Source organism: Streptomyces sp. NPDC093795 (assembly GCF_044764665.1).
Lineage (GTDB): Bacteria > Actinomycetota > Actinomycetes > Streptomycetales > Streptomycetaceae > Streptomyces.
This window is the reverse complement of the sequence record NZ_JBIWIO010000006.1, coordinates 91,783-111,658: the sequence shown is the minus strand read 5'-3', so window position 1 is coordinate 111,658 and position 19,876 is coordinate 91,783. Positions and strand designations below refer to the sequence as shown.

At 72.8% G+C, this 19,876-nt stretch carries 17 protein-coding genes and 1 tRNA gene; 11 read left to right on the top strand and 7 right to left on the bottom strand.

Annotation, left to right across the window (positions count from 1 at the left end; translation table 11 throughout):
* The first annotated feature begins 31 nt into the window (after window positions 1–31).
* From ACIRB7_RS17915 to ACIRB7_RS17900, 4 genes are all read left to right on the top strand, one after another.
* Complete coding sequence (locus ACIRB7_RS17915) at window positions 32–1,234, top strand: DNA polymerase III subunit delta' (protein WP_403599122.1); 1,203 nt, start codon at window positions 32–34, stop codon at window positions 1,232–1,234.
* 117 nt (window positions 1,235–1,351) lie between these two features.
* Window positions 1,352–2,905, top strand: a complete 1,554-nt coding sequence (locus ACIRB7_RS17910) for an alpha/beta hydrolase (RefSeq protein ID WP_403599119.1) — start codon at window positions 1,352–1,354, stop codon at window positions 2,903–2,905.
* A 79-nt stretch (window positions 2,906–2,984) separates the two neighbouring features.
* A tRNA-Thr gene (locus ACIRB7_RS17905) sits at window positions 2,985–3,058 on the top strand.
* Between the two features lie 108 nt (window positions 3,059–3,166).
* Window positions 3,167–3,874, top strand: coding sequence for a pyridoxamine 5'-phosphate oxidase family protein (locus ACIRB7_RS17900; RefSeq protein ID WP_403599116.1), 708 nt, complete (start codon window positions 3,167–3,169; stop codon window positions 3,872–3,874).
* A gap of 107 nt (window positions 3,875–3,981) precedes the next feature.
* On the opposite strand, the gene ACIRB7_RS17895 is transcribed toward ACIRB7_RS17900, so the two are convergent.
* Window positions 3,982–4,404: a sigma factor-like helix-turn-helix DNA-binding protein gene (locus ACIRB7_RS17895; RefSeq protein WP_403599113.1), complete on the bottom strand. Its 423-nt coding sequence runs from the start codon at window positions 4,402–4,404 to the stop codon at window positions 3,982–3,984.
* 79 nt (window positions 4,405–4,483) lie between these two features.
* Entirely contained in the window at window positions 4,484–4,870 is a 387-nt protein-coding gene (locus tag ACIRB7_RS17890) for a DUF6479 family protein (protein ID WP_403599110.1), read from the bottom strand.
* A 151-nt stretch (window positions 4,871–5,021) separates the two neighbouring features.
* On the opposite strand from ACIRB7_RS17890, the gene ACIRB7_RS17885 reads away from it, so the two are divergent.
* Window positions 5,022–5,531: a SigE family RNA polymerase sigma factor gene (locus ACIRB7_RS17885; RefSeq protein WP_403599108.1), complete on the top strand. Its 510-nt coding sequence runs from the start codon at window positions 5,022–5,024 to the stop codon at window positions 5,529–5,531.
* 152 nt (window positions 5,532–5,683) lie between these two features.
* The gene (locus ACIRB7_RS17880; protein WP_403599105.1) at window positions 5,684–6,982 is read left to right on the top strand and encodes a hypothetical protein; all 1,299 of its coding nucleotides are present in this window, start codon (window positions 5,684–5,686) and stop codon (window positions 6,980–6,982) included.
* Window positions 6,983–7,127: 145 nt separating this feature from the next.
* Here ACIRB7_RS17880 and ACIRB7_RS17875 read toward each other — a convergent pair whose 3' ends face one another.
* Both ACIRB7_RS17875 and ACIRB7_RS17870 read right to left on the bottom strand, forming a co-directional pair.
* Window positions 7,128–8,819 carry a bifunctional 3'-5' exonuclease/DNA polymerase gene (locus ACIRB7_RS17875; RefSeq protein WP_403599102.1) on the bottom strand — a complete coding sequence of 564 codons (1,692 nt, stop codon included), beginning with the start codon at window positions 8,817–8,819 and terminating at the stop codon, window positions 7,128–7,130.
* Between the two features lie 147 nt (window positions 8,820–8,966).
* Entirely contained in the window at window positions 8,967–10,211 is a 1,245-nt protein-coding gene (locus ACIRB7_RS17870) for a LuxR C-terminal-related transcriptional regulator (protein ID WP_403599100.1), read from the bottom strand.
* Between the two features lie 152 nt (window positions 10,212–10,363).
* On the opposite strand from ACIRB7_RS17870, the gene ACIRB7_RS17865 reads away from it, so the two are divergent.
* Together ACIRB7_RS17865 and ACIRB7_RS17860 are read left to right on the top strand one after the other, a co-directional pair.
* Window positions 10,364–11,293, top strand: a complete 930-nt coding sequence (locus tag ACIRB7_RS17865) for an NADP-dependent oxidoreductase (protein WP_403599097.1) — start codon at window positions 10,364–10,366, stop codon at window positions 11,291–11,293.
* 154 nt (window positions 11,294–11,447) lie between these two features.
* On the top strand, window positions 11,448–12,017 hold the full coding sequence (locus ACIRB7_RS17860; protein ID WP_403599094.1) for a GNAT family N-acetyltransferase: 570 nt from the start codon (window positions 11,448–11,450) through the stop codon (window positions 12,015–12,017).
* A gap of 114 nt (window positions 12,018–12,131) precedes the next feature.
* Here ACIRB7_RS17860 and ACIRB7_RS17855 read toward each other — a convergent pair whose 3' ends face one another.
* The 3 genes from ACIRB7_RS17855 to ACIRB7_RS17845 all read right to left on the bottom strand — a co-directional run bounded on the left by ACIRB7_RS17855 (window position 12,132) and on the right by ACIRB7_RS17845 (window position 16,059).
* Window positions 12,132–14,249 carry an FtsX-like permease family protein gene (locus ACIRB7_RS17855; protein WP_403599091.1) on the bottom strand — a complete coding sequence of 706 codons (2,118 nt, stop codon included), beginning with the start codon at window positions 14,247–14,249 and terminating at the stop codon, window positions 12,132–12,134.
* Window positions 14,243–14,980, bottom strand: a complete 738-nt coding sequence (locus ACIRB7_RS17850; RefSeq protein ID WP_403599956.1) for an ABC transporter ATP-binding protein — start codon at window positions 14,978–14,980, stop codon at window positions 14,243–14,245. The genes ACIRB7_RS17855 and ACIRB7_RS17850 overlap by 7 nt, the downstream gene beginning before the upstream one ends.
* A 260-nt stretch (window positions 14,981–15,240) precedes the next feature.
* Window positions 15,241–16,059, bottom strand: a complete 819-nt coding sequence (locus tag ACIRB7_RS17845; RefSeq protein WP_403599088.1) for an NAD(P)H-binding protein — start codon at window positions 16,057–16,059, stop codon at window positions 15,241–15,243.
* Window positions 16,060–16,132: 73 nt separating this feature from the next.
* Between ACIRB7_RS17845 and ACIRB7_RS17840 the strand changes: the two genes are divergently transcribed.
* From ACIRB7_RS17840 to dnaA, 3 genes are all read left to right on the top strand, one after another.
* Complete coding sequence (locus ACIRB7_RS17840) at window positions 16,133–16,543, top strand: winged helix-turn-helix transcriptional regulator (RefSeq protein ID WP_403599085.1); 411 nt, start codon at window positions 16,133–16,135, stop codon at window positions 16,541–16,543.
* Window positions 16,540–17,667 carry a DUF2786 domain-containing protein gene (locus ACIRB7_RS17835; RefSeq protein WP_403599082.1) on the top strand — a complete coding sequence of 376 codons (1,128 nt, stop codon included), beginning with the start codon at window positions 16,540–16,542 and terminating at the stop codon, window positions 17,665–17,667. The genes ACIRB7_RS17840 and ACIRB7_RS17835 overlap by 4 nt, the downstream gene beginning before the upstream one ends.
* Window positions 17,668–17,767: 100 nt before the next feature.
* On the top strand, window positions 17,768–19,864 hold the full coding sequence (dnaA, locus tag ACIRB7_RS17830) for a chromosomal replication initiator protein DnaA (protein ID WP_403599079.1): 2,097 nt from the start codon (window positions 17,768–17,770) through the stop codon (window positions 19,862–19,864).
* Window positions 19,865–19,876: the final 12 nt, after the last annotated feature.

Below are 19,876 nucleotides of genomic sequence, written 5' to 3'. Positions count from 1 at the left end.
CAATGGAGGACGTACCTGAGGAGGGGCAGACATGGCCGTATGGGACGACCTGGTCGGACAGACACGGGTCGAGGAGCAGCTCGCCGCCGCCGCGCGGGACGCCGACACGCTCGTGACCGCCCATGCCGCAGGTGAGCCCGACCCCGACGCGTCGAAGATGACCCATGCCTGGCTCTTCACCGGTCCGCCGGGGTCGGGGCGGGCGACGGCGGCGCGGGCGTTCGCCGCCGCGCTGCAGTGCGTGAGCCCCGACCGGGCCCTCGGCGGGGCACCGGGCTGCGGGTTCTGCGACGGCTGCCACACCACCCTCGTCGGCACCCACGCGGACGTGGAGATCGTCCGTACGGACCTGCTGTCCATCGGCGTGAAGGACACCCGCGCCCTCGTCCGCCGCGCCCAGCTGTCCCCGGCCGGCGGACGCTGGCAGGTCATCGTCCTGGAGGATGCCGACCGGCTCACCGAGGGCGCGGGCAACGTGCTCCTGAAGGCCGTCGAGGAGCCCGCCCCCCGCACGGTCTGGCTGCTCTGCGCGCCCTCCCTCGAGGACGTGCTGCCCACGATCCGCTCCCGCTGCCGGCACCTGTCCCTGCGCACCCCGCCCGTGGAAGCGGTCGCGGACGTCCTGGTGCGGCGCGACGGCATCGAGCCGGAGGCGGCGCTGGCCGCGGCCCGCGCCACCCAGGGGCACATCGACCGGGCCCGGCGGCTCGCGACGGACGAGCGGGCCCGCGCGCGCAGGTCCGTCGTCCTCAAGCTGCCGCTGCGCGTCGACGACATCGGCGGCTGCCTCAGGGCCGCCCAGGAGCTGGTGGACGCGGCCGCCGAGGACGCGAAGCAGGTCGCGGAGGAGGTCGACGTCAAGGAGACCGACGAGCTGAAGACGGCGCTCGGCGCGTCCCAGGGCGGCCGGATGCCGCGTGGTACGGCCGGGGCGATGAAGGAGCTGGAGGAGCGGCAGAAAAGGCGCAGGACGCGTACGCAGCGCGACAGCCTGGACCTCGCGCTCACCGACCTGACCGGCTTCTACCGCGACGTCCTCACCCTCCAGCTGCGCTCGCGGTCGGCCCTCGCCAACACGGATGTACGGGACGCGATCGAGCGGATCGCCCGCGACACGCCTCCGGAGCGCACCCTCCGCCGTATCGAGGCGATCCTGGCCTGCCGTGAGGCCCTCGACCGGAACGTGGCACCGCTGCTCGCGGTGGAGGCGATGACGATGGCGCTGCGGGGCTGAACCGGACGGCGAAGGGGGACGGCGAAGGGGGACGACGTAGGGGAGGGCGCAGGGGACGGCATGGGGAGGGATGATGCGATTGGACACGGTACGTACCCGTCCGGATACGCTCCGGGAATGGACTCCAGGCGTTTGCTCCGTACGTCCGCGTCGGCCCTCGCGGCCGCCGGGCTGATCCTCTCCGGCTGCACGGGCGGAAGCGACGCGGCGGCGTCCCGCACCACGGCGGCCCGGCCGGCCGCCCCTTCCTCCTCGCCGGAGGCCCTGAAGACGTTCTACTCCCAGAAGCTGATGTGGCGTGACTGCGGAGTCGAGGGTTTCCAGTGCGCGACCCTGCGCGCCCCGCTCGACTACGCGAAGCCGGACGGGGGCGAGGTGAAGCTGGCCGTCTCCCGGGTCCGGGCGACCGGCCCCGGCAAGCGGCTCGGTTCGCTCCTGGTCAACCCGGGCGGCCCCGGCGGCTCCGCCGTCGGCTACCTCCAGGGGTACGCGGGCATCGGCTATCCCGCACCGGTCCGGGCCCGCTACGACATGGTGGCCGTCGACCCGCGCGGAGTCGCCCGCAGCGAGCCCGTCGACTGCCTGACGGGCCCGCAGATGGACACGTACACGCAGGTCGACCAGACCCCCGACGACCCCGCCGAGACCACCGCGCTCAGCGCCGCGTTCAAGGCGTTCGCGGCCGGCTGCGAGAAGCGCTCGGGGAAGATCCTGCCGCACGTCTCCACCGTCGAGACGGCCCGTGACATGGACATCCTGCGGGCGGTGCTGGGCGACGCGAAGCTCAGCTACGTGGGGGCGTCGTACGGCACGTTCCTCGGCGCCACCTACGCCGAACTCTTCCCGGACCGGGTCGGCCGGCTCGTCCTCGACGGGGCCATGGACCCGTCCCTGCCCGCGGTCGACCTCAACCGCGACCAGACCGCCGGCTTCGAGACCTCGTTCCGGGCCTTCGCCGCCGACTGCGTCCGTCAGCCGGACTGCCCCCTGGGCACCGGTTCGGTGGAGGCGGCCGGCGAGGCGCTGAAGAAGTTCTTCCGCGACGTGGACGCGAAGCCCGTGCCCACCGGCGAGAGCCGCCCGCTCGGCGAGTCCCTCGCCACCACGGGCGTGATCGCGGCGATGTACGACGAGGGCGCGTGGCCCCAGCTGCGCGAGGCCCTCACCCGGGCCATCGGCGGCGAGGGCTCCGGCCTCCTCGCCCTGGCCGACAGCTACTACGAGCGTGAGCCGGACGGCACGTACGCCAACCTCATGTTCGCCAACGCCGCCGTGAACTGCCTGGACCTGCCGCCCGCCTACGGGGGCCCCGCCGACGTCGAGAAGGCCGTCCCCTCCTTCGAGAAGGCCTCCCCGATCTTCGGCAAGGGCCTCGCGTGGGCGGCCCTCAACTGCACCTCCTGGCCGGCCCCGCCCACCGGCCACCCCCACCGCATCACCGCGGAGGGCGCCGCCCCGATCCTGGTCGTCGGCACCACCCGCGACCCGGCCACCCCGTACAAGTGGGCCAAGTCCCTCGCCGCCCAGCTCTCCTCCGGCACCCTCCTGACCTACGAGGGCGACGGCCACACGGCGTACGGCCGGGGCAGCGACTGCGTCGACTCGGCGATCAACACCTACCTCCTGGAAGGCACCCCTCCGCAAGCCGGAAAGCGCTGCTCGCAGGCATGATCCGGGGCTGGTCGGAGCACCCTCCGAAACTGTGTAGACTTGGCGGCGCTGCTGCACCCAACATGGGTCTGCACGGCACGCCGCCTTAGCTCAGCTGGCCAGAGCAACGCACTCGTAATGCGTAGGTCTCGGGTTCGAATCCCGAAGGCGGCTCGGAATTACCCCAGGACTCACTCGCCGTGACCTGGGGTTTTTTCATGCCCTGGGGCTCTGATGCCCCGGGGCTTTTCGGTCGGGGAACAGGGAGCCAGGGGGGTAAATGTGACCGACACCGTCACGAGCACCGTCACGTCCGGCAGTGGTGAGGAGGAGCTCGTCGTCACCGAGCGGACTCGGTTGCGGCGGATACGGGAGCAGGGGAGTCATCGGCGGGCCGATCTGGCGGCCGTGCTCGGGGCCGGGTTCCTCTGTCATCTCGGGGTCACCGTCGACGGCACGCCGATGGTGGTGCCCACCGCGTACGGGGTGGACGGCGGGCAGCTGTACCTGCACGGTTCGGTCGCCAGCCGGAGTCTCGTCCAGGCGCCCGACGCGACCGTGTGCGTCACGGTCACCCATGTCGACGGGCTCGTCCTCGCCCGCTCCGTCTTCGAGCACGGGGTCAACTACCGCTGCGCGATGATCTACGGTGTTCCCCGCCTGGTCACCGACCCGGACGAGAAGCTGCGCGGCCTTCGGGCGCTGACCGAGCAGAGTTCGCCGGGGCAGTGGGAGTACGTGCGGCAGCCCAGCCGCAAGGAGCTGGCCGCGACCGCGGTCATCGCGCTCGATCTCACCGAGGCCTCGGTCAAGACCCGGAGCGGCCCGCCCGACGACGGGGACTCCGAGGACGCGGCGCTCGGCCTGTGGGCGGGGGTGCTGCCGGTGGTCACCACCTTCGGCGACCCGGTCACCGATCCCGTCCTGCCCTCGGACTCCGTGCCGCCCGCCCATGTCGCCTCACGCGCGGGGCGTGTTCTGGGGGAGTGACGTGGGGCGGGTTCTGGGGGCGTGAATCGGGGGCCTGGCCGGATCGGGGGCCCGGTCGAGCCGGGGGCCTGGCCGACTCGGGCCCGGTCGAGTCGGGGGCCTGTCGGCTAGACGGCCTCCGGCATCTCCTCCGCGTCCCGCAGCCGGTGTCTGGCCCGGCCCGCGAGGCGGCGGGCGGCGACCGGGGCGTGTTCCAGGATCGGGGCGATCTCCTCGTACGGGATCTGGAACTCGTCGTGGAGGACGAACGCCAGCCGTTCCGGGGGCGTCAGCTCGTCCAGAGCCGCCGAAGGGGGGCCCTCGGGGGCCTGGCCCCGGCCCGGGGGCTCGTCGTGGTGCGTCTCGCGGGCGCGGAGCCGGGTCAGGCAGGCCGCGGCCACGGCCATGGTCGGATCCTCCGGCCACCGCCGAGTTCCTCTCGCCTCCTCCACCGCCTCGTCGGCCTCGGGGTACGTGCCGAGCAGGCGGTACGCCACCGCCCGGAGGCGCGCCTCCGGAGCGGTGGGGGTGGGGACGGCTTTGTCGTCCACGGGATACGGCCTCCGTCGTCAGGCAAGGCAACCGCTTCGAGGGGTACGAGGCGCGGCAGCGGGCGCTACGGGGCTGCCGTCAGTCGCCGTGGCCGGTGCCTCCGCTGCCGAAGCCTCCGCTGGAGATCCCGCCCCACTTGCGCTTCTCCTCGCTCGGCGGTTCCGGCGAGGTTTCCGTGCTGCCGGCGTTCTTGAGCTGGTACGGCATGAGCCGGTGTTCGCCGTCGGTCTGCGGCATCTCGGCCGGCCGGCGGTATTCGGACATCTCACCGGGCAGCCGGTCGGTCTCGGGCCGGTGCGGATGCTCTTCCGGCTTGGGCGTGCGGGACTCGCGGTCGCGGACCCGGAACCCGAGGTAGACCGCCCCGATGAGTACGAAGACCACGACGAGCCCGGCGAGGAACTGGCCGAGGCCTGACTGCCAGACTCCCGCGGCCAGGGTCTGGGCTGCGCTGAGAGTGTTCATACAAGGGGATTACCCGATTCCGGTTCTTTGGATGCGTCGAGTGGGGCTCGGCGAAAAAATCCGCGGTCGGTGCTGAAACATTTGCCCGCCCCCGTCGCGTCAATGAGGTGTACGGCGACCCCACCACGTGACCACGAGGGAAAGGAGGGGCATGAGACAGTCCCGCGTGGACGAGTTCCTGGAGTTCGCCTCCGCACGCTCGGGCCATCTGTTCCGCTCGGCGTGCCTGCTGACCAGCGGGGACACGCACCTCGCCGAGGACCTCACGCAGGAGACGCTCGGCCGGATGTACGCCCTGTGGGGCCGCATCGCACGGATAGGCAACCCCGCCGCGTACGCCCAGACCGTGCTCGTCCGCACGTTCCTCAGCCACCAGCGCCGCCGCTCGGCCACCGAACGCCCGCTCGGCGAACTTCCCGACCGCGCCCCCGACACCGGCGAGGACCCGGCGCTCCGGATCGCGCTGCTCGACGCGCTCGCCGGACTCGCGCCCAAGGACCGTGCGGTCGTGGTGCTGCGGTACTGGGAGGACCGCAGCATCGAGGAGACCGCCGACGCGCTCCACGTCAGCTCCGCCGCGGTACGCACCCGCTCCGTACGGGCGCTCGGAAAGCTGCGGGAGCGGCTCGGCGGCAGCATCGCCGAGTTCGCGGCCCGCTGACGACGGACGTTCGCGCCAGTAGCGCCAACACGGCCTTGCACCGCCAGTAGCGCCCGTACCTCCTGCGCCGCCCGTACCGCCTGCACCTCCAGCACCACCAGTACCTCCCGCACCCCCCGCCCTTCCCACCAACCGGAGACGGTGAATTCGACATGCCTCAGAACGACCACCCCCAGCACGAGGGATTCGAGGAGGAGCTCGGCGCGGTCCTGCGCCGCACCGGTGACGGCTTCGCCGCCGACGAGCGGCGCGAGCTGGTCACCGGCGGTCTCCAGCGCGGTCGGCGCCGCCTCGTCCGCCGCCGCCTCGCCGTGACCGGCGGCGCCCTCGCGCTCGCCGCCATCGGCATCGGCGGGGTGTACGGCGGCTCGCTGCTCTCGCCCGCCGGAGCGCCGGAGCACGTCTCCGTGGCGGCCCCCAGCGGCCCCAAGCCGACCGAGGGCACCGGGCAGGCCGAGACCGTGCCGAACAAGCCGTACCAGGCCCAGATCCCCGTCAAGGACCTCGCGGCCGTCCTCCAGGCCAACACCCCGGCCGGCACCTGGGCGATCGACAACCTGGACGGCCAGGGCCAGCACGTCGGCGGCGTCTACGACGACGGGCAGGGCAAGGCCGCCGTCACCGTCGGCCTCTACCGCGCCTCCGGCGACGGCGAGGCGGGGGACGGCCGGGTGACGTGCCCCTCCAGGGTCCACGTCTCCTTCGACGACTGCACCAGCGAACGCCTGCCGAACGGCGCCCGGCTGATGGTCTACCAGGGGTACGAGTACCCCGACAGGCGCGAGGAGACCAAGAACTGGCGGGCGGTCCTGCTCACCAAGGACGGTTTCCTCATCGACGCGAGCGAGTACAACGCCGCCGCCGAGAAGGGCGCCGCGATCAGCCGCGAGACCCCGCCTTTCAGCCCCGCCCAGCTGAAGGCCCTGGTCACCGCCGACGCCTGGCTGCCGCTCCTGAAGCAGCTCCCCGCCGAACCGCAGATGAAGCGGCCGGGCGCCGCCGACCGGCTGCCCGCCGAGCCGAGCGGCCCGGTCATGCAGGCCACCCTGCGCTCCCTCATGCCCAAGGGCCTCACGGTCACCGACAAGGGCGCGGAGGGCGGCTACGGCTTCGTCGTCGTCGACGACGGCAAGGGCAAGAGCCTCGTCCAGATCAACGTCCAGCCGAACATGGCGGACGTGGCCGACAGCATCTTCGGCAGCGGGGACGTCACCACGCTCCCCGACGGCCGTAGGGTCAAGCTCACCCAGCAGCCCGGTGAGAAGAGCGGCGCGGGCGTCGTGTGGTGGACCGCGGACACCATCACGCCGGCGGGCTTCCGGGTCGTCGTGTCGGCCTTCAACACCGGAGCCCAGCACGAGGACGCCACGCGCGCCAAGCCCGCGCTGACGATGGAGCAGCTGAAGGCGGTCGCGCTGAGCCCCAAGTGGCAGAAGCTGCCCCTGAAGTGACGGGGGGAGGCGCGGCGGTACGGGAAACCCTTACCGCCGCGCCGCACTGCGCCTCTTCAGGGACCAGGCCCTCGCGCCTCCTCGGCGTGCGCGTACCGCCGAGGCGGCCCTATTTGGCGTCCGCGTATCGCCGAAGCGGCCCGCCCTACTTGGCGTCCGCGTACCGCTCGACCGTGGCCGTCGTGAACGGGAACCGTACCGGCGTCTCCCCGAACGCGATCCGGCCCGCCTCGTCCCCTGCCGCCCGGATCGCCTCCGTGACGGCCTCCGCCTCCTCCGCAGGACAGTGCACGATCACCTCGTCGTGCTGGAAGAACACCAGCTCCGCCCGCATCCCCGCGAGGGACCGCCGCAGCGCCGCCAGCATCAGCAGCGCCCAGTCGGCCGCGCTGCCCTGCACCACGAAGTTACGGGTGAACCGGCCCCGCGCCCGCGCGTTCCCCGAGGCGTACCCGGGGACGAACTCGCCCTCCTCCGCAGCCGGTTCACCGCCCTCCTGCGGCAGGCCCGCCTCCTCGTCGTCGCCCGCGCCCACCGCCCGCGGGCTGGTTCTGCCCAGCCAGGTCCGCACGAGCCGGCCTTCCTCGCCCGCCTTCGCCGCATCGTCGACATACGCCACCGCGCGCGGGAAGCGGCGCCGCAGCGCCGCCAGGTTCCTCAGGCCGTCGCCGCTGGTCTGCCCGTAGATCGCGCCCAGGAGCGCGATCTTGGCGTGGTCGCGGTCGCCGGAGAAGGCCCGGTCCGAAAGCCGGGTGTAGAGGTCGTCGGGGTGCCCCGCGACCTCCATCAGGCCCGGGTCCCGGGAGATCGCGGCGAGCACGCGCGGCTCCATCTGGTCGGCGTCGGCCACCACCAGGCGCCAGCCGGGGTCCGCGACCACCGCCCGCCGGATCACCTTCGGGATCTGCAGGGCCCCGCCGCCGTTCGTCGTCCAGCGACCGCTGACCGTGCCCCCCGGCAGGTACTCCGGGCGGAAGCGGCCGTCCCGCACCCAGTCCTGGAGCCACGACCAGCCGTGGGCCGTCCAGATCCGGTACAGCTTCTTGTACGCGATCAGCGGCTCCACCGCCGGGTGGTCGACCTCCTCCAGCTCCCAGCGGCGGGTCGACTTCAGCCGGACACCGGCCTGCGCGAAGGCCTTCACCACGTCGGCGGGCAGGTCCGGCCGGACCCGGCGGCCGAAGGCCGCGGACACCTCCTCCGCGAGCTCGGCGAGGCGGCGCGGCTCGCCCCCGCCCGCGTACCGCTCGCCCAGCAGTTCGTGCAGCAGGTCCCGGTGCACGTCCGCCCGCCACGGCAGCCCCGCCCGGTGCATCTCGGCGGCCACCAGCATTCCCGCCGACTCGGCGGCCGTGAGCAGCCGCATCCTGCCCGGGTGCTCCGCCCTGTCATGGCGGCGCAGCTGCTCCGCGTACACCGCGAGGAGGGCGTCGAACGGTACGGAGACCACCGGCCGCGGCTCGAACAGCGAGTCCTGCGAACCGGGCTCGGCGCCGCGCTGCGGCGGATCTGGGGGCACCGGCCCGTTCCGCAGGCGCGCCCAGGCCGCCGCCGCCGAACGGGGCTCGCCGAGGCGGCCCTCGTGGCCCAGGAGCAGCTGCTCGGCGTCCTCCATGTCGTAGCACCGCTCGACGCGCACGCCGCCGGCGAGCAGCCGGGGGTACACCTCGGCCGTCGACCGCCACACCCAGCGGGCCACGTCGGGCCGGGTCCGTACGGCCGCCACCAGGTCCGGCTCGCGCCGCACCTCGCCGGCGGGCAGGCCGTCCGGGCCGAGGGGGGCGAGCAGCGCTCCGTCCCCCTCGGCCTCGGCCGCCAGTGCCCACCTCTCGGTCATGGGTGCGAGTCTGGCACCCGGCACTGACAACGCCCGGAAGGCGAGCCGGGGGAGGGGACCGCCGTCCGGTCCTACGCCGCCGCGTGACTCCTACGCGTCCGCGTGGCTCCTACGCGTCCGCGTGGCTCTTACGCGTCCGCGTGGCTCTTACGCGGCCGCGTGGAAGAGGGCCGCCGCCTCGCCCCGGGAGTTGACCGACAGCTTGGTCAGGATCTTCGCGACGTGGAACTTCACCGTCGATTCGCTGATGTGCAGCTCCTCGGCGATGCGGCGGTTGCGGTGGCCCAGGGCCAGGTGGCGCAGGACCTCCACCTCCCGTTCGCCGAGGCCGGACAGCGGGTGCGCCGCCTCGACCGGGGCGGCCGGCGCCGCCAGGGGGAGCACCGCCGTGATCGTCGTGCCCCAGCCCGGGACGGCGTCCATGTCGAGCCGCCCGCCGAGCACGTCGAGCCGGTCCCGGATCGTGCCCGCCCCCAGGTCGCAGGGGGCGAGCGCGCCCGCGCCGTCGTCCCGTACGGTCGCCCGCAGCTCGTGTTCGGTCAGCTGCCAGCCGACGTGGATCCGGCGCACCGAGTCCTGTTCGAGCACGACCAGGAGCAGGGAGCGGACGATCGCCCGCGCACTGTGCGCCACGTCCGCCGCGAGCGACCGGTCCGAGTCGGGCGCCCCCAGGTCGAGCCGGACCTGGCTGTGCCGCAGCAGCGGCCGCAGCTCCCCGGCGAGCCGCTCGAAGGCGTCCCGGGCGGGCTCCTCCGCGAGCGCCCGGTCCCGTCGCTGCTCGGCCCGCATGTCGATCAGCGCCGAGGCGGCCAGGTCGGTCGCGGTCGTCCGGGCCGTGGTGTCGTCCAGGGCCCGGCTCCGCAGCACCCCGAGGACGCCGGAGAGTGCCGCCGTGTGCGAGGCCGTCAGTTCCGCGATCACACGCGCCCGCGTGTCGGCCGCCGCCCGTGAACGGGCGAGGGCTCCCGGCAGCGCCTCCGTCGCGAACCGGTCGAAGTGCCCCGACACCAGGTCCCACAGGGCCTGCGCCACGGTGAGCGCGGCCGGACCGACCGGGGCGGCGCCGTCCTCCCGTACGAGTACGAGAACCGCCCCGCGCACGGTCGCGTGGCTCGTGACGGCGACGACCTGCCGCTCCCGGCCGCCGATCGTCGCCGCGCCCTGCCAGGGGCTCCCGGGCACGCCCGCCGCGAGCAGCGGCGCCAGTTCGGCGGCGGTCAGCAGCGCCGTACCGCCGAGCGCCTTGAACGGGGAGTGGGCGCAGTGGGTGGAGAGTTCGGCCGCGTCCACGTGCGGGACGAGGGGGGCCAGGGCCGCCGAGACCTTGGGCAGGATCTCCCCGAGCGGCTGCCGGATGATCTCGTACGCGGTGGTCAGCGTGAGCGCGTCCATGCGGTCGAGCCTACGCGGGAAGGACCAGGTGGCGGCTGGCCTTTCGGCCAGGTGGTACTGGCCGTCGGGAGGGCGGGCGGTGGGTGGTCGTGGGCGCAGGCTGGGGCGTGTCGAGAGGCGAGAGCCGCGAACGAACCGCTGTGGAGGCTGAGATGGAAGCGATCGTGTACGAGGAGTTCGGTGGCCCCGAGGTGCTGCGTCACGCGACCGGCGTCGCCGTACCGGAGCCCGGCCCCGGCGAGGTCCGCGTCAAGGTCGCGGCCGTCGGGCTCAACCCGGTGGACTGGAAGCGCCGTTACGGCTGGGTCGAGGAGTTCTACCCGACGACCTTCCCTGCCGTCCCGGGCCTGGAGTTCGCCGGCACCGTCGACAAGCTCGGCGAGGGCGTCACCGATTTGGCCGTCGGCGACGAGGTCCTCGGCTGGACGAAGACCGGCGCCTACGCCCAGTACGCCATCACCGGCCTCGTCGTGCCCAAGCCCGCCGGGCTCTCCTGGGCGGCCGCCGCGAGCCTCCCGGTGGCGGCGGAGACGGCACAGCGCGTCCTGGACCTGATCGGGGTGCGGGCGGGCGAGACCCTGTTCCTGCACGGTGCCGCGGGGGTCGTCGGCTCGGTGGGCGTGCAGCTCGCCGTCGCGGCCGGGGTCACGGTGATCGGCAGCGCGTCCGAGTCCAACCACGCCTACCTGCGCGAACTCGGCGCGATCCCCGTGGCGTACGGGGACGGTCTGGCCGACCGGGTCCGGGCCGCCGCACCCGACGGCGTCGACGCGGTCTTCGACTCTGCCGGCCATGGGGTGCTGCCGGTCGCGATCGAGCTCCTGGGCGGGGAGGAGGGCGCGGCGAAGGAGCGGATCGCGACGATCGCGGACGTCGACGCCGAGAAGCACGGCATCGCCTTCACCGGGGTCATGGGCGACCCGGACGCCGTACGAGCCGGACTCACGGCCCACGCGCGCGCGGCGGAGGCGGGCACGCTCACCGTCCGGCTCGCCGACACGCTGCCCCTGAAGGAGGCGGCGCGCGCCCAGGAGCTGAGCGAAACGGGGCATGTGCGGGGGAAGTTGATCCTGATCCCGTAGGCCCCCAGGCGCGAGGGCCGAGCTCGGGCCGAACTCGGGCCTGGCCCGGGGCGAACTCAGGGTGGGATCCGGGTGAGGTCGGGGTGAGTTCCGCGCGAGGGGTGGGAAGATCCTCAGCCGTGAGTGCTGGATCCGACCGTGGAAGGCGACAACGATGTACGCGATACCCCTGGGCGACGACGGCGCGGAACTGCGCCCGCTCGAACCGTGGCAGGCCGACGAGTTCCTGGCGCACATGGACCGGGGACGGGAGTTCATCGGCGCCCGCAACGGGCTCCCCGACGTCGTCACGGACCTGGAGTCGAGCCGCGCCTTCCTCCGGTTGTACGCGGAGAAGACGGCCACCGACACCGGACGCATCCATGGCATCTGGTCCGGCGGCACCCTCGTCGGCGCCGTCATCCTGCGGACGCTGGACACCGGCCACGGCACGGCCGAGGCGGGCTGCTGGCTCGAGCCGGCGGCCGCCGGGAAGGGCCTGGTGACCCGGGCGGCGCGGGCGCTCATCGACTGGGCGATCGAGGTACGGGGGATCCACCGGGTGGAGTGGGTGGTGTCCTCCGACAACGAGCCGAGCATCGCCGTGGCCCGTCGGCTCGGCATGAGCAGGGAAGCGGTCCTCAGGGAGAGCTACCCCTACCGGGGGCGACTCCACGACCAGGAGGTCTGGTCGGTCCTGGCGCCGGAGTGGAGGGCGGCGAGATCCGCGTCCGCTGCGGGGTGAGGTGCGGGGACGTGGCGTGACGTGCCGTGACGGGTGGCGTCTTCGGGGGGAACCGGGCGGGGCGGTGACCCGGCTCCGACCCCGGCCACCGCCCCGTCCGTCCACCTTCGCCGCTCAGCGCGTCAGGCGCCACGCGGGGAGGGCCGCCGCGGCGGCCGCGACCGTCGCGCACACGCCTGCCGTCGCGCCTACCGTGGCCCAGGGGAGGGACAGGGCCACCGGTGCCGACAGGGCGGCCAGGCCCGCGCCCAGGGTGCCGAGGACGAGGGCGGTCACCGCGAGACCGAGGACGGTGCCGATCGCTACGGCGAGTGTCGCCTCGCCCGTCACCACCCGCAGGATCTGGGCCCGGGTGGCCCCGGCGAGCCGCAGCGAGGACAGTTCCCCACCGCGTACCGAGGTCGCCATGAGCAGGGTGTTGGCCAGGCCGATCACCGTGTAGACGAGGGCGATGCCGAGGACGAGGACCATGCCGAGCCGCTTCTGCGGGTCGTCGCTCGCCCGGTGGCCAGCCTCCGCCCACGCGTCGGCGGTCCTGACGGTGCCGCCGCTCGCCTCCAGGGCCCGCGCGGTGGCCGTACCGCCGCCGCGCGCCTCGATCCGGTCGGGGGCGGAGCCGGGGGCGTTCGCCCGGGTGACGTACGGGCCGTTGTCGCCGGTCCCCAGGGCGAGGACGGCCGCCACCCGGAGCCGTACCGGACCGGTGCCGTCCGCGCGCCAGACCTCGACGGTCTCGCCCACGCGGTGCCGCTCGAACTCCTCGTTGACGACGATCGACCGGTCGTCGAGGTCCCGTAGGTCGCCGGCGACCACGGGCAGCCGTGCCAGATCGGCGAAGGCCGCCGGGTCGGTGACCGCCCGCGCCCCGTACTTGACGACGGCCTCGGCCCCGTCCCGTACGAAGATCGAGGTCGCCCCGGTGGGGGACACGACCACCCCCGGCGGCGCCGTCACAGGCTTCAGGTCCGCGCCGGCCGCGACGTACCGGGCGGTCGTCTGCTCCCGCGCCTCGACCCCCTTCGTACGCGCGATGCTCGTCGCCGAGCCGAAGAGCGTCCCGGCGAGCGCCACGGTCACGAGGACCGGACCGGCGACGGCGGCGGTACGCCGTACGGAGGCCGCGCTGTTCTCCCGTACCAGCGTGCCCACCGCCCCGCGCGTCCGCAGCAGCCGGGCCACCGGCCGCACGAGCAGCGGGGAGAGCAGGGCGACGCCGGTGATCAGGAGCATCGGCAGGGTCGTGTACGTCTTCCGCTTGAGCAGCGCGGAGGGGTCCGTGGCGCATGTCCAGACGAGGAGCCCGAGGCCGGACAGGAGCAGGGCCGCGCCGAGCAGGGCGCGGCCGAGGGGCAGGGCGTCGGCGTCGACGTCCGACTCGCGGAGCACCGCCGTCGGCGCGACCTTCCCCGCGCGCCGGGAGGCGGCGACGGCCCCGGCGACGGCGACGGTCACGCCCGTCCAGAAGGCGGCGTGGAAGGGCCAGACGGGCCCCCCGCCGACCGTGAACCACTCGGGTGCCAGCCCGCCGTCGACGAGGGTCCTGGCGAGCAGGGGCGCGCCCTGGGCACCGAGCGCGCAGCCGGCGCCGGAGGCGAGCACGCCGAGCGCCGTGGCCTCGGCGAGGAGGAGCCGCCTGATCTGCCCGGGGGTGGCTCCTGCGGTCCTGAGCAGCCCGAACTCGCGGCGGCGCAGCGCCACGGCGAACGCGAAGGTGGAGGCGACGACGAAGACGGAGACGAAGGCGGTGACGCCGCCGGAGGTGCCGAGGAGGGCGTTGAGGCCGACGAGCGCGTCGGCGTCCCGCTCGGGTTCGGGGTCGGCGTGGCGCCGCTCGCCGCCGGTGAGAACGCGGGCGCGGTCGCCGACGAGGGCCCTGACCTCGGTGGCGGGGGCGTCGACGCCGACGGCGTCGGGGCCGCCGGAGGTGGTGACGGGCCAGCGGGCGCGGAGCTCGCGAAGGAGTTCGTTGTCCACAGGCTGTGGACGGTCGAGCCGGTGTGCGACGGACGCGGTCTCGGGACCGCGCCGCACGTCGAGCGTCAGCCGGTCCTGACCCTGCACGACGACGGGCGAGGAGGCGAACCGCTGGGGAGAACGCTCGGGCGCGTCAAAGGTGGCGGAGAGGCCGAGCCCCATGGTCGCGAGCAGCCCTACGCCGAGTGCGAGCGCGACGAACCCCCCGAGGAAGGAGGCCCAGCGGTCCCGGAGCCCGGCCAGAACGACGGTCAGCACGGGAGCCGCCTGGGGGCGGAGGGGGCGGACGGGGCGGAAGGGGTTGCGGTCGGGGCTGGAGCGGGGCCTTCCGGCGCCGCCGGTCCCGCCGGGGCCGGAGTGGGCCTCTCCGGCGCCGCCGCCCCCGTCTCCAGCCCCGTCATCCGCGTCGCGACCGTCTCCACCGTCGGGGCGTGCAGTTCGCCCGCCACGCGGCCGTCCACCAGGAAGACCACCCGGTCCGCGCGGGCCGCCGCCACCGGGTCGTGGGTGACCATGACGATCGTCTGACCGTCCCGGTCCACCAGCTCCCGCAGCATGTCGAGCACCTCGCGGCTCGTCGTCGAGTCGAGCGCGCCGGTCGGCTCGTCACCGAAGAGGACGGCCGGGCGGGTGATCAACGCGCGCGCGATGGCCACCCGTTGCTGCTGCCCGCCGGAGAGTTCCCCCGGCCGGTGCCGCTTCCGTCCCGCGAGCCCCACGCGGGCCAGCGCTTCCCGTACCTCCGTGCGGGACGGGCGGCGGCCGGCGAGCCGGAGGGGGAGAGCCACGTTCTGCGCGGCCGTCAGGGAGGGCAGCAGGTTGAAGGACTGGAAGACGAAACCGATCCGCTCCCGCCGCAGCAGGGTCAGGCGCCGCTCGCTCAGCCCCTCAAGGGCGGTGCCGCCGACCTCCACCCGCCCGGCGGTGGGCCGGTCGAGACCCGCCGCGCACTGGAGCAGCGTGGACTTGCCGGAGCCGGAAGGACCCATGACGGCGGTGAAGGTCCCGGCGTGGAAGTCGAGGTCGACGCCGTCGAGGGCGCGGACGCCGCCCCGGTGGTGCCGGGCGAGCCCTCGGAGCCGTACAGCAGTGGTGGTGGTGGTGGTGGTGGTGGTGGTGGTGGTGGTGGCCGTGGCGGCGCCTGTGGTGACGGCGCCGGTGGTGGTCGTGGTCATGGCTCAAGCGAACCGTTTCCGCCGCCGCCGATCACGACCACTGCCGGGTGTACGGAAGGTATGCCTGGCCCTACCTACCCCTCGCGTACGGCCTTCACGAACACGTCGAGCGCGTCGAGGGGTTCGCGGCCGCCGAGCAGCGCCCGCAGGTCGCTCTCGATCCCCGTACCGTCCATGAATCCGTGGGCGATCGCCGAGTACGTGCTCGCCAGCATCGGCACCTGGAAGGGCGTGGCCCCGGAGGCGGCGACGGCGGCGCGGGCGTCGGCGAGCGTGCCGGGGGCGTACGTGGCGCCCAGGGCCGCCGCGAGGTCGGCGCCGCCGAGGGGGCGCTCGCCGACGAGCTCGTACACCCGGTTCCGGTGGGCGGCCGGGTCCGTCGCCACGGAGACGGCGATGTCGGCGAGGTCCGCCCGGGCGACGGCGGCGAGGCGGCCGTCACCGAGGGGGCCGGTGATGCGGTCGTCGGCGTCGGGGGCGGCGATCCAGGTGAGGAACTCGGCGTAGAGGCCGTTGCGGAGGATCGTCCAGTCGAGGGCGGTGGAGCGCCGTAGCCGCCGCTCGGTCCAGCGGTGCGCGAGCGCGTACGTGAGGTGGTCGCCGTCGCCGGAGAGGCTCGTGTACACGACGTGCCGGACGCCCGCCCGCTCGGCGGCCGAGATCGCGGCCTCGTGCCGGGCGACGACCGTGTCGTCCTCCCCGTAACCGGCGGATATCAGGAGCAGCGTGCCGACCCCGGCGAAGGCGTCCGGCAGGGTCTCGGGCGCGTCGAAGTCGAGGCGGCGGGTGCCGGGCAGCCCCGCGCGCGTCCCGAGGACGACGTCGTCACGGCCGGCGAGCCGTTCGGCGACGAGCGAGCCGAGAGCGCCGGAGACGCCGGTGACGAGCAGCATGATTTCCCCCAGGGGTCGAGATGGCTGAGACCATCGTGGGGGGACGGGGAAGATCGCGTAAGGAGGCACATCGATGTCCGAGGGGCACACGGAGGTAACCACCGAACCCTTGGTGAGCTGTGCGGAGGAGTGCGGGGTACGGGACGTCCAGGACCGGCTCGGCGACAAGTGGACCGTGCATGTGGTCGTCGAACTCGCGCCGGGGCCACGGCGGTTCAGGGAGCTCCAGCGGCTGGTCACCGGGATCTCGCAGCGGATGCTGACCCTGACGCTCCGCCGCCTCGAACGGGACGGCCTGGTCTCACGGACGGTCTACCCGACGACGCCGCCGCAGGTGGAGTACGCGCTGACGGAGACCGGCCACCACATGACCCGGCTGATCAAGCAGCTCGTCGACTGGTCGCTCGATCACCGGGCGGTGATCGCCCGGTCGCGTGAGGAGTGGGATGCGAGGGACATGAGAGACCCGAGGGGCACGGCGTGAGTACCGGGGACACCACCATCGGCAAGGCCTTCGAGGCGCTGTACGCGAGCGACGACGGGTCGCTCGACACGGCGGCGTCGCTGCTGGCCGCCGACCGGGGCGCCGACGCGGAACTGGCGCGACGGGGCGAGGAGTTCGTACGGACGCTGTGGACGCGGGGATGGCAGCCGGCGGACCTCGTCCGCCTCGCCCGCCGTGACCTGTCGGACGAGCACCTCCGGGTCCTCACCGGCCTGATCCGGTCCGAGACCGACCGGTACGGGACGCTGCCGCGCCGCTGGCGGGCGCAGCTCGACGAGCTGGACGCGACGCCCGGCCGGCCGGCGGACCGCTTCTCGTACGCGACGACCGTGCTGGAGCTGTACCGGCTCCTGGTCCGGCTGCCGCGCCTGGACGCGGTCGGGCCGGTACCCGGCGAGGCGCTGCCGCCGGCGGTGGCCGGAGAACCCCGGATGCTCAGCCGGATCCGGGCGCTGCTCGCGAAGGCGGAGGCGACGGGGTATCCGGAGGAGGCGGAGGCGCTCACCGCCAAGGCCCAGGAACTGATGGCCCGGCACAGCCTGGACGAGGCGACGCTCGCGGCGGGCGCGCCGTCGCCGGAGACGCCGGGGGCGATCAGGATCGGCGTGGAGCCGCCGTACGAGCAGGCGAAGGCGATCCTGCTCGACGCGGTGGCGACGGCGAACCACTGCCGGGCGGTGTGGAACGAGACGTACGGCTTCTCGACGGTGATCGGCTTCGAGGGGGACCTCGACCCGGTGGAGCTGCTGTACACCTCGCTGCTGGTACAGGGGACGGCGGCGATGACGCGGGCGGAGGCGGAGCAGCGGGCCGGCGGGCGCAAGCGCACGAAGTCCTTCCGGCAGTCGTTCCTGCTCGCGTACGCGAACCGGCTGGGCGCCCGCCTCTCGGCGACGTCCCGCCGTGTCGCGGCCGAGACCCCGGCCCTCCTCCCGGCCCTCGCCTCCCGCGACCTCGCCGTCACGAGCCGCACGGACGAACTCTTCCCGGAGGCGCGGACGACCCGGGTCCGCGCGGCCTGGGACGAGGCGGGCTGGACCCACGGCGAGACGGCAGCGGACGACGCGGGCCTGCACCCGGGGCGGCGGGGGCTACGGGGATAGCGATAGCGGCGGCCCGTACCGGTGACCGGGCGGGCCGCCCCTCCGGTCACCGGTGCGGGCCTGGCTCGTCGTCCCGGCGCCGGGGCGAAGCATCCTGACGGTGCCACGCGAGGTACAGGTTGGAGAGGCCGACCGCGATGGTGGACACCGCTTCGGGTTGAACACTGCAACTGATGAGAATGACGCCGGTCGACAGAACACCGAGGAAGACCGCGAGGTCCGTACTACGCTGCGGCGCGCGCATGGGGTTGCCTTTCCGCTCTCCGATGGGGACAGCCCAAGGCTTTTGCGCGCGTGGGGTGTTGCGGTAGATGGCACAGTTGCCACCTGCTGCAACGGTGAGGTGACCGCAGAGGACGAGCAGGGGGTTGGCATGGGAAGTCTGGTGCCGCTGAGCAGCAACCTTCCGGACGACGCGCGTGAACTCGCGGCGGCCTTGCGCAGTCTCTTCGAGGGGCTGGGAGTCAGTGTGCGTCGGTATGCCGCGAGACGGCATCGGGACGCCGGCTCCATATCGCGGTTCCTCAATGGCACACGCGTCCCCAGCTGGGACTTCGTCAGTGACTTGATCAACGACGTGGCTGAGGTGCAGGGCCGCGCACCGACTGTCGAGGCGATGGAGCACGTACGGGGCCTGCACCGGACGGCACTGGAGAAGAGCGGAGCGCCCCAGCACAGGCTTCAGGTTCTCGAGGACCAGCTCGCCGAGGCCGACATTCGATCCGTCCGCAGCTCGGTTCTGGTGAAGGCTCTCGAACAGGCGTTGGCAGACGCGCAACACCGGGTGAGCAACCTTGAGGTGCAGATCAGACAACTGCACGGCCACCAAGGGCGTCAGGACGCCTCGACGGACCAGATCCTTCAGGTGTACGAGGACCAGGTCCTTGGTCTCCGCCGCGAGCGTCAGAGCCTTCTCGAGCAGGTGGATGCCTTGGCAGACCAGCTGAGAGACGCCCACAACCGACGCGTCGAAGCGGAGAAACGGTGCGAAGAGCTGGAGCGCCAGCTGGTCGCGGCCGAGGAGCAGTGGAGTGTGGACAACACTTCGGACCTGCCCGGTCTGGCGAGCACCGAGGAGTTCGACGCACCGCTCGACGTCTACCGCGAAGCGTCCGACTCGCGCTCCAGCGGATCCGCCGTGCGCGAGGTGTCCAAGCGGCTGAATCAAGCCTACACGTTCACGAATTTCGTCATAGGGGAGTGCAACAGATTCGCCCACTCCGCTGCTCTTGCCATGGCCGGTGAATCTGCGGGACACCAGCTCCTCTATGTGTACGGCCCTTCAGCAGTCGGGAAGACGCACCTTCTGCACGCTATCGGGCAGCATGTGCTCACTCGGCGTCAAGGTGCCCGTGTCGAGTACGTATCGGCGGAGGAATTCACGAACAGTTTCGTCCAGGCGGCAAGGGCGGGCAGTATCGGGGAGTTCCGTCGCCGCTACAGAAGTGCGGACGTGTTACTTGTGGACGACGTGCAGTTCTTCAGTGGCAAGGACGTCACTCAAGAGGAGTTCTTCCATACGTTCAACGCGCTGCACACCGCGAACAAGCACATAGTCATCTCTGCGGACAGACCGCCCATGCAGATTCCTTCCCTTGCTGCTCACCTTCTCAACCGCCTTGAAGGAGGGCTCGCTGTCCAGATCGAACCACCCGATCTGTCGACTCGAGCCGGCATCATCAGGGCCAAGTTGGGCAGGGAGAACATATCCTTCTCCGAGGAGGTGGTCGACCTGATCGCGCAGAAGGTCCAGCGTAATGTGCGCGAATTGGAAGGCGCCCTCGCGCGAGTGAACGCGCTGGCGACGCTCAATCGAGAACCGGTGAGTACAAGCCTCGCGGAGAAGGTTCTTTCGATGCTGGTCCCGGATCGGCAGCCCCTGCGTGGAGAAGAAACTCTACGGTTGATACTTGAGCAGACTGCCGAGTATTTCGGATTGACCACAACGGACTTGTGCGGATCCGAGAGGAGCCGCGTGCTGGTGACGGCACGCCAAATGGCGATGTACTTGTGCCGTGAGCTCACCGACCTGCTTCCGACTGAAATCGGCTCGCATTTCGGTGGCCGGGCGGGAGACGTCGTGCTCCATGCCGAGAACAAGGTGAGGGCGCTGATGATGGAACGTCGCGCGATCTACAATCAGATTTCCGAGCTCACGCAGCGAGTGAAAAACAGTGCTGAGTTCTCCGTGATGTAGGACCGCTGCGGC

Bases quoted from the DNA above. Each gene is read 5' to 3' on its own strand.
- ACIRB7_RS17845 (WP_403599088.1), bottom strand. From the start codon at position 16,059: ATGCTGCTCGTCACCGGCGTCTCCGGCGCTCTCGGCTCGCTCGTCGCC.
- ACIRB7_RS17860 (WP_403599094.1), top strand. From the start codon at position 11,448: ATGTACGCGATACCCCTGGGCGACGACGGCGCGGAACTGCGCCCGCTC.
- ACIRB7_RS17910 (WP_403599119.1), top strand. From the start codon at position 1,352: ATGGACTCCAGGCGTTTGCTCCGTACGTCCGCGTCGGCCCTCGCGGCC.
- ACIRB7_RS17885 (WP_403599108.1), top strand. From the start codon at position 5,022: ATGAGACAGTCCCGCGTGGACGAGTTCCTGGAGTTCGCCTCCGCACGC.
- ACIRB7_RS17850 (WP_403599956.1), bottom strand. From the start codon at position 14,980: ATGGGTCCTTCCGGCTCCGGCAAGTCCACGCTGCTCCAGTGCGCGGCG.
- ACIRB7_RS17880 (WP_403599105.1), top strand. From the start codon at position 5,684: ATGCCTCAGAACGACCACCCCCAGCACGAGGGATTCGAGGAGGAGCTC.
- ACIRB7_RS17870 (WP_403599100.1), bottom strand. From the start codon at position 10,211: ATGGACGCGCTCACGCTGACCACCGCGTACGAGATCATCCGGCAGCCG.
- ACIRB7_RS17840 (WP_403599085.1), top strand. From the start codon at position 16,133: ATGTCCGAGGGGCACACGGAGGTAACCACCGAACCCTTGGTGAGCTGT.
- ACIRB7_RS17890 (WP_403599110.1), bottom strand. From the start codon at position 4,870: ATGAACACTCTCAGCGCAGCCCAGACCCTGGCCGCGGGAGTCTGGCAG.
- ACIRB7_RS17865 (WP_403599097.1), top strand. From the start codon at position 10,364: ATGGAAGCGATCGTGTACGAGGAGTTCGGTGGCCCCGAGGTGCTGCGT.
- ACIRB7_RS17915 (WP_403599122.1), top strand. From the start codon at position 32: ATGGCCGTATGGGACGACCTGGTCGGACAGACACGGGTCGAGGAGCAG.
- ACIRB7_RS17875 (WP_403599102.1), bottom strand. From the start codon at position 8,819: ATGACCGAGAGGTGGGCACTGGCGGCCGAGGCCGAGGGGGACGGAGCG.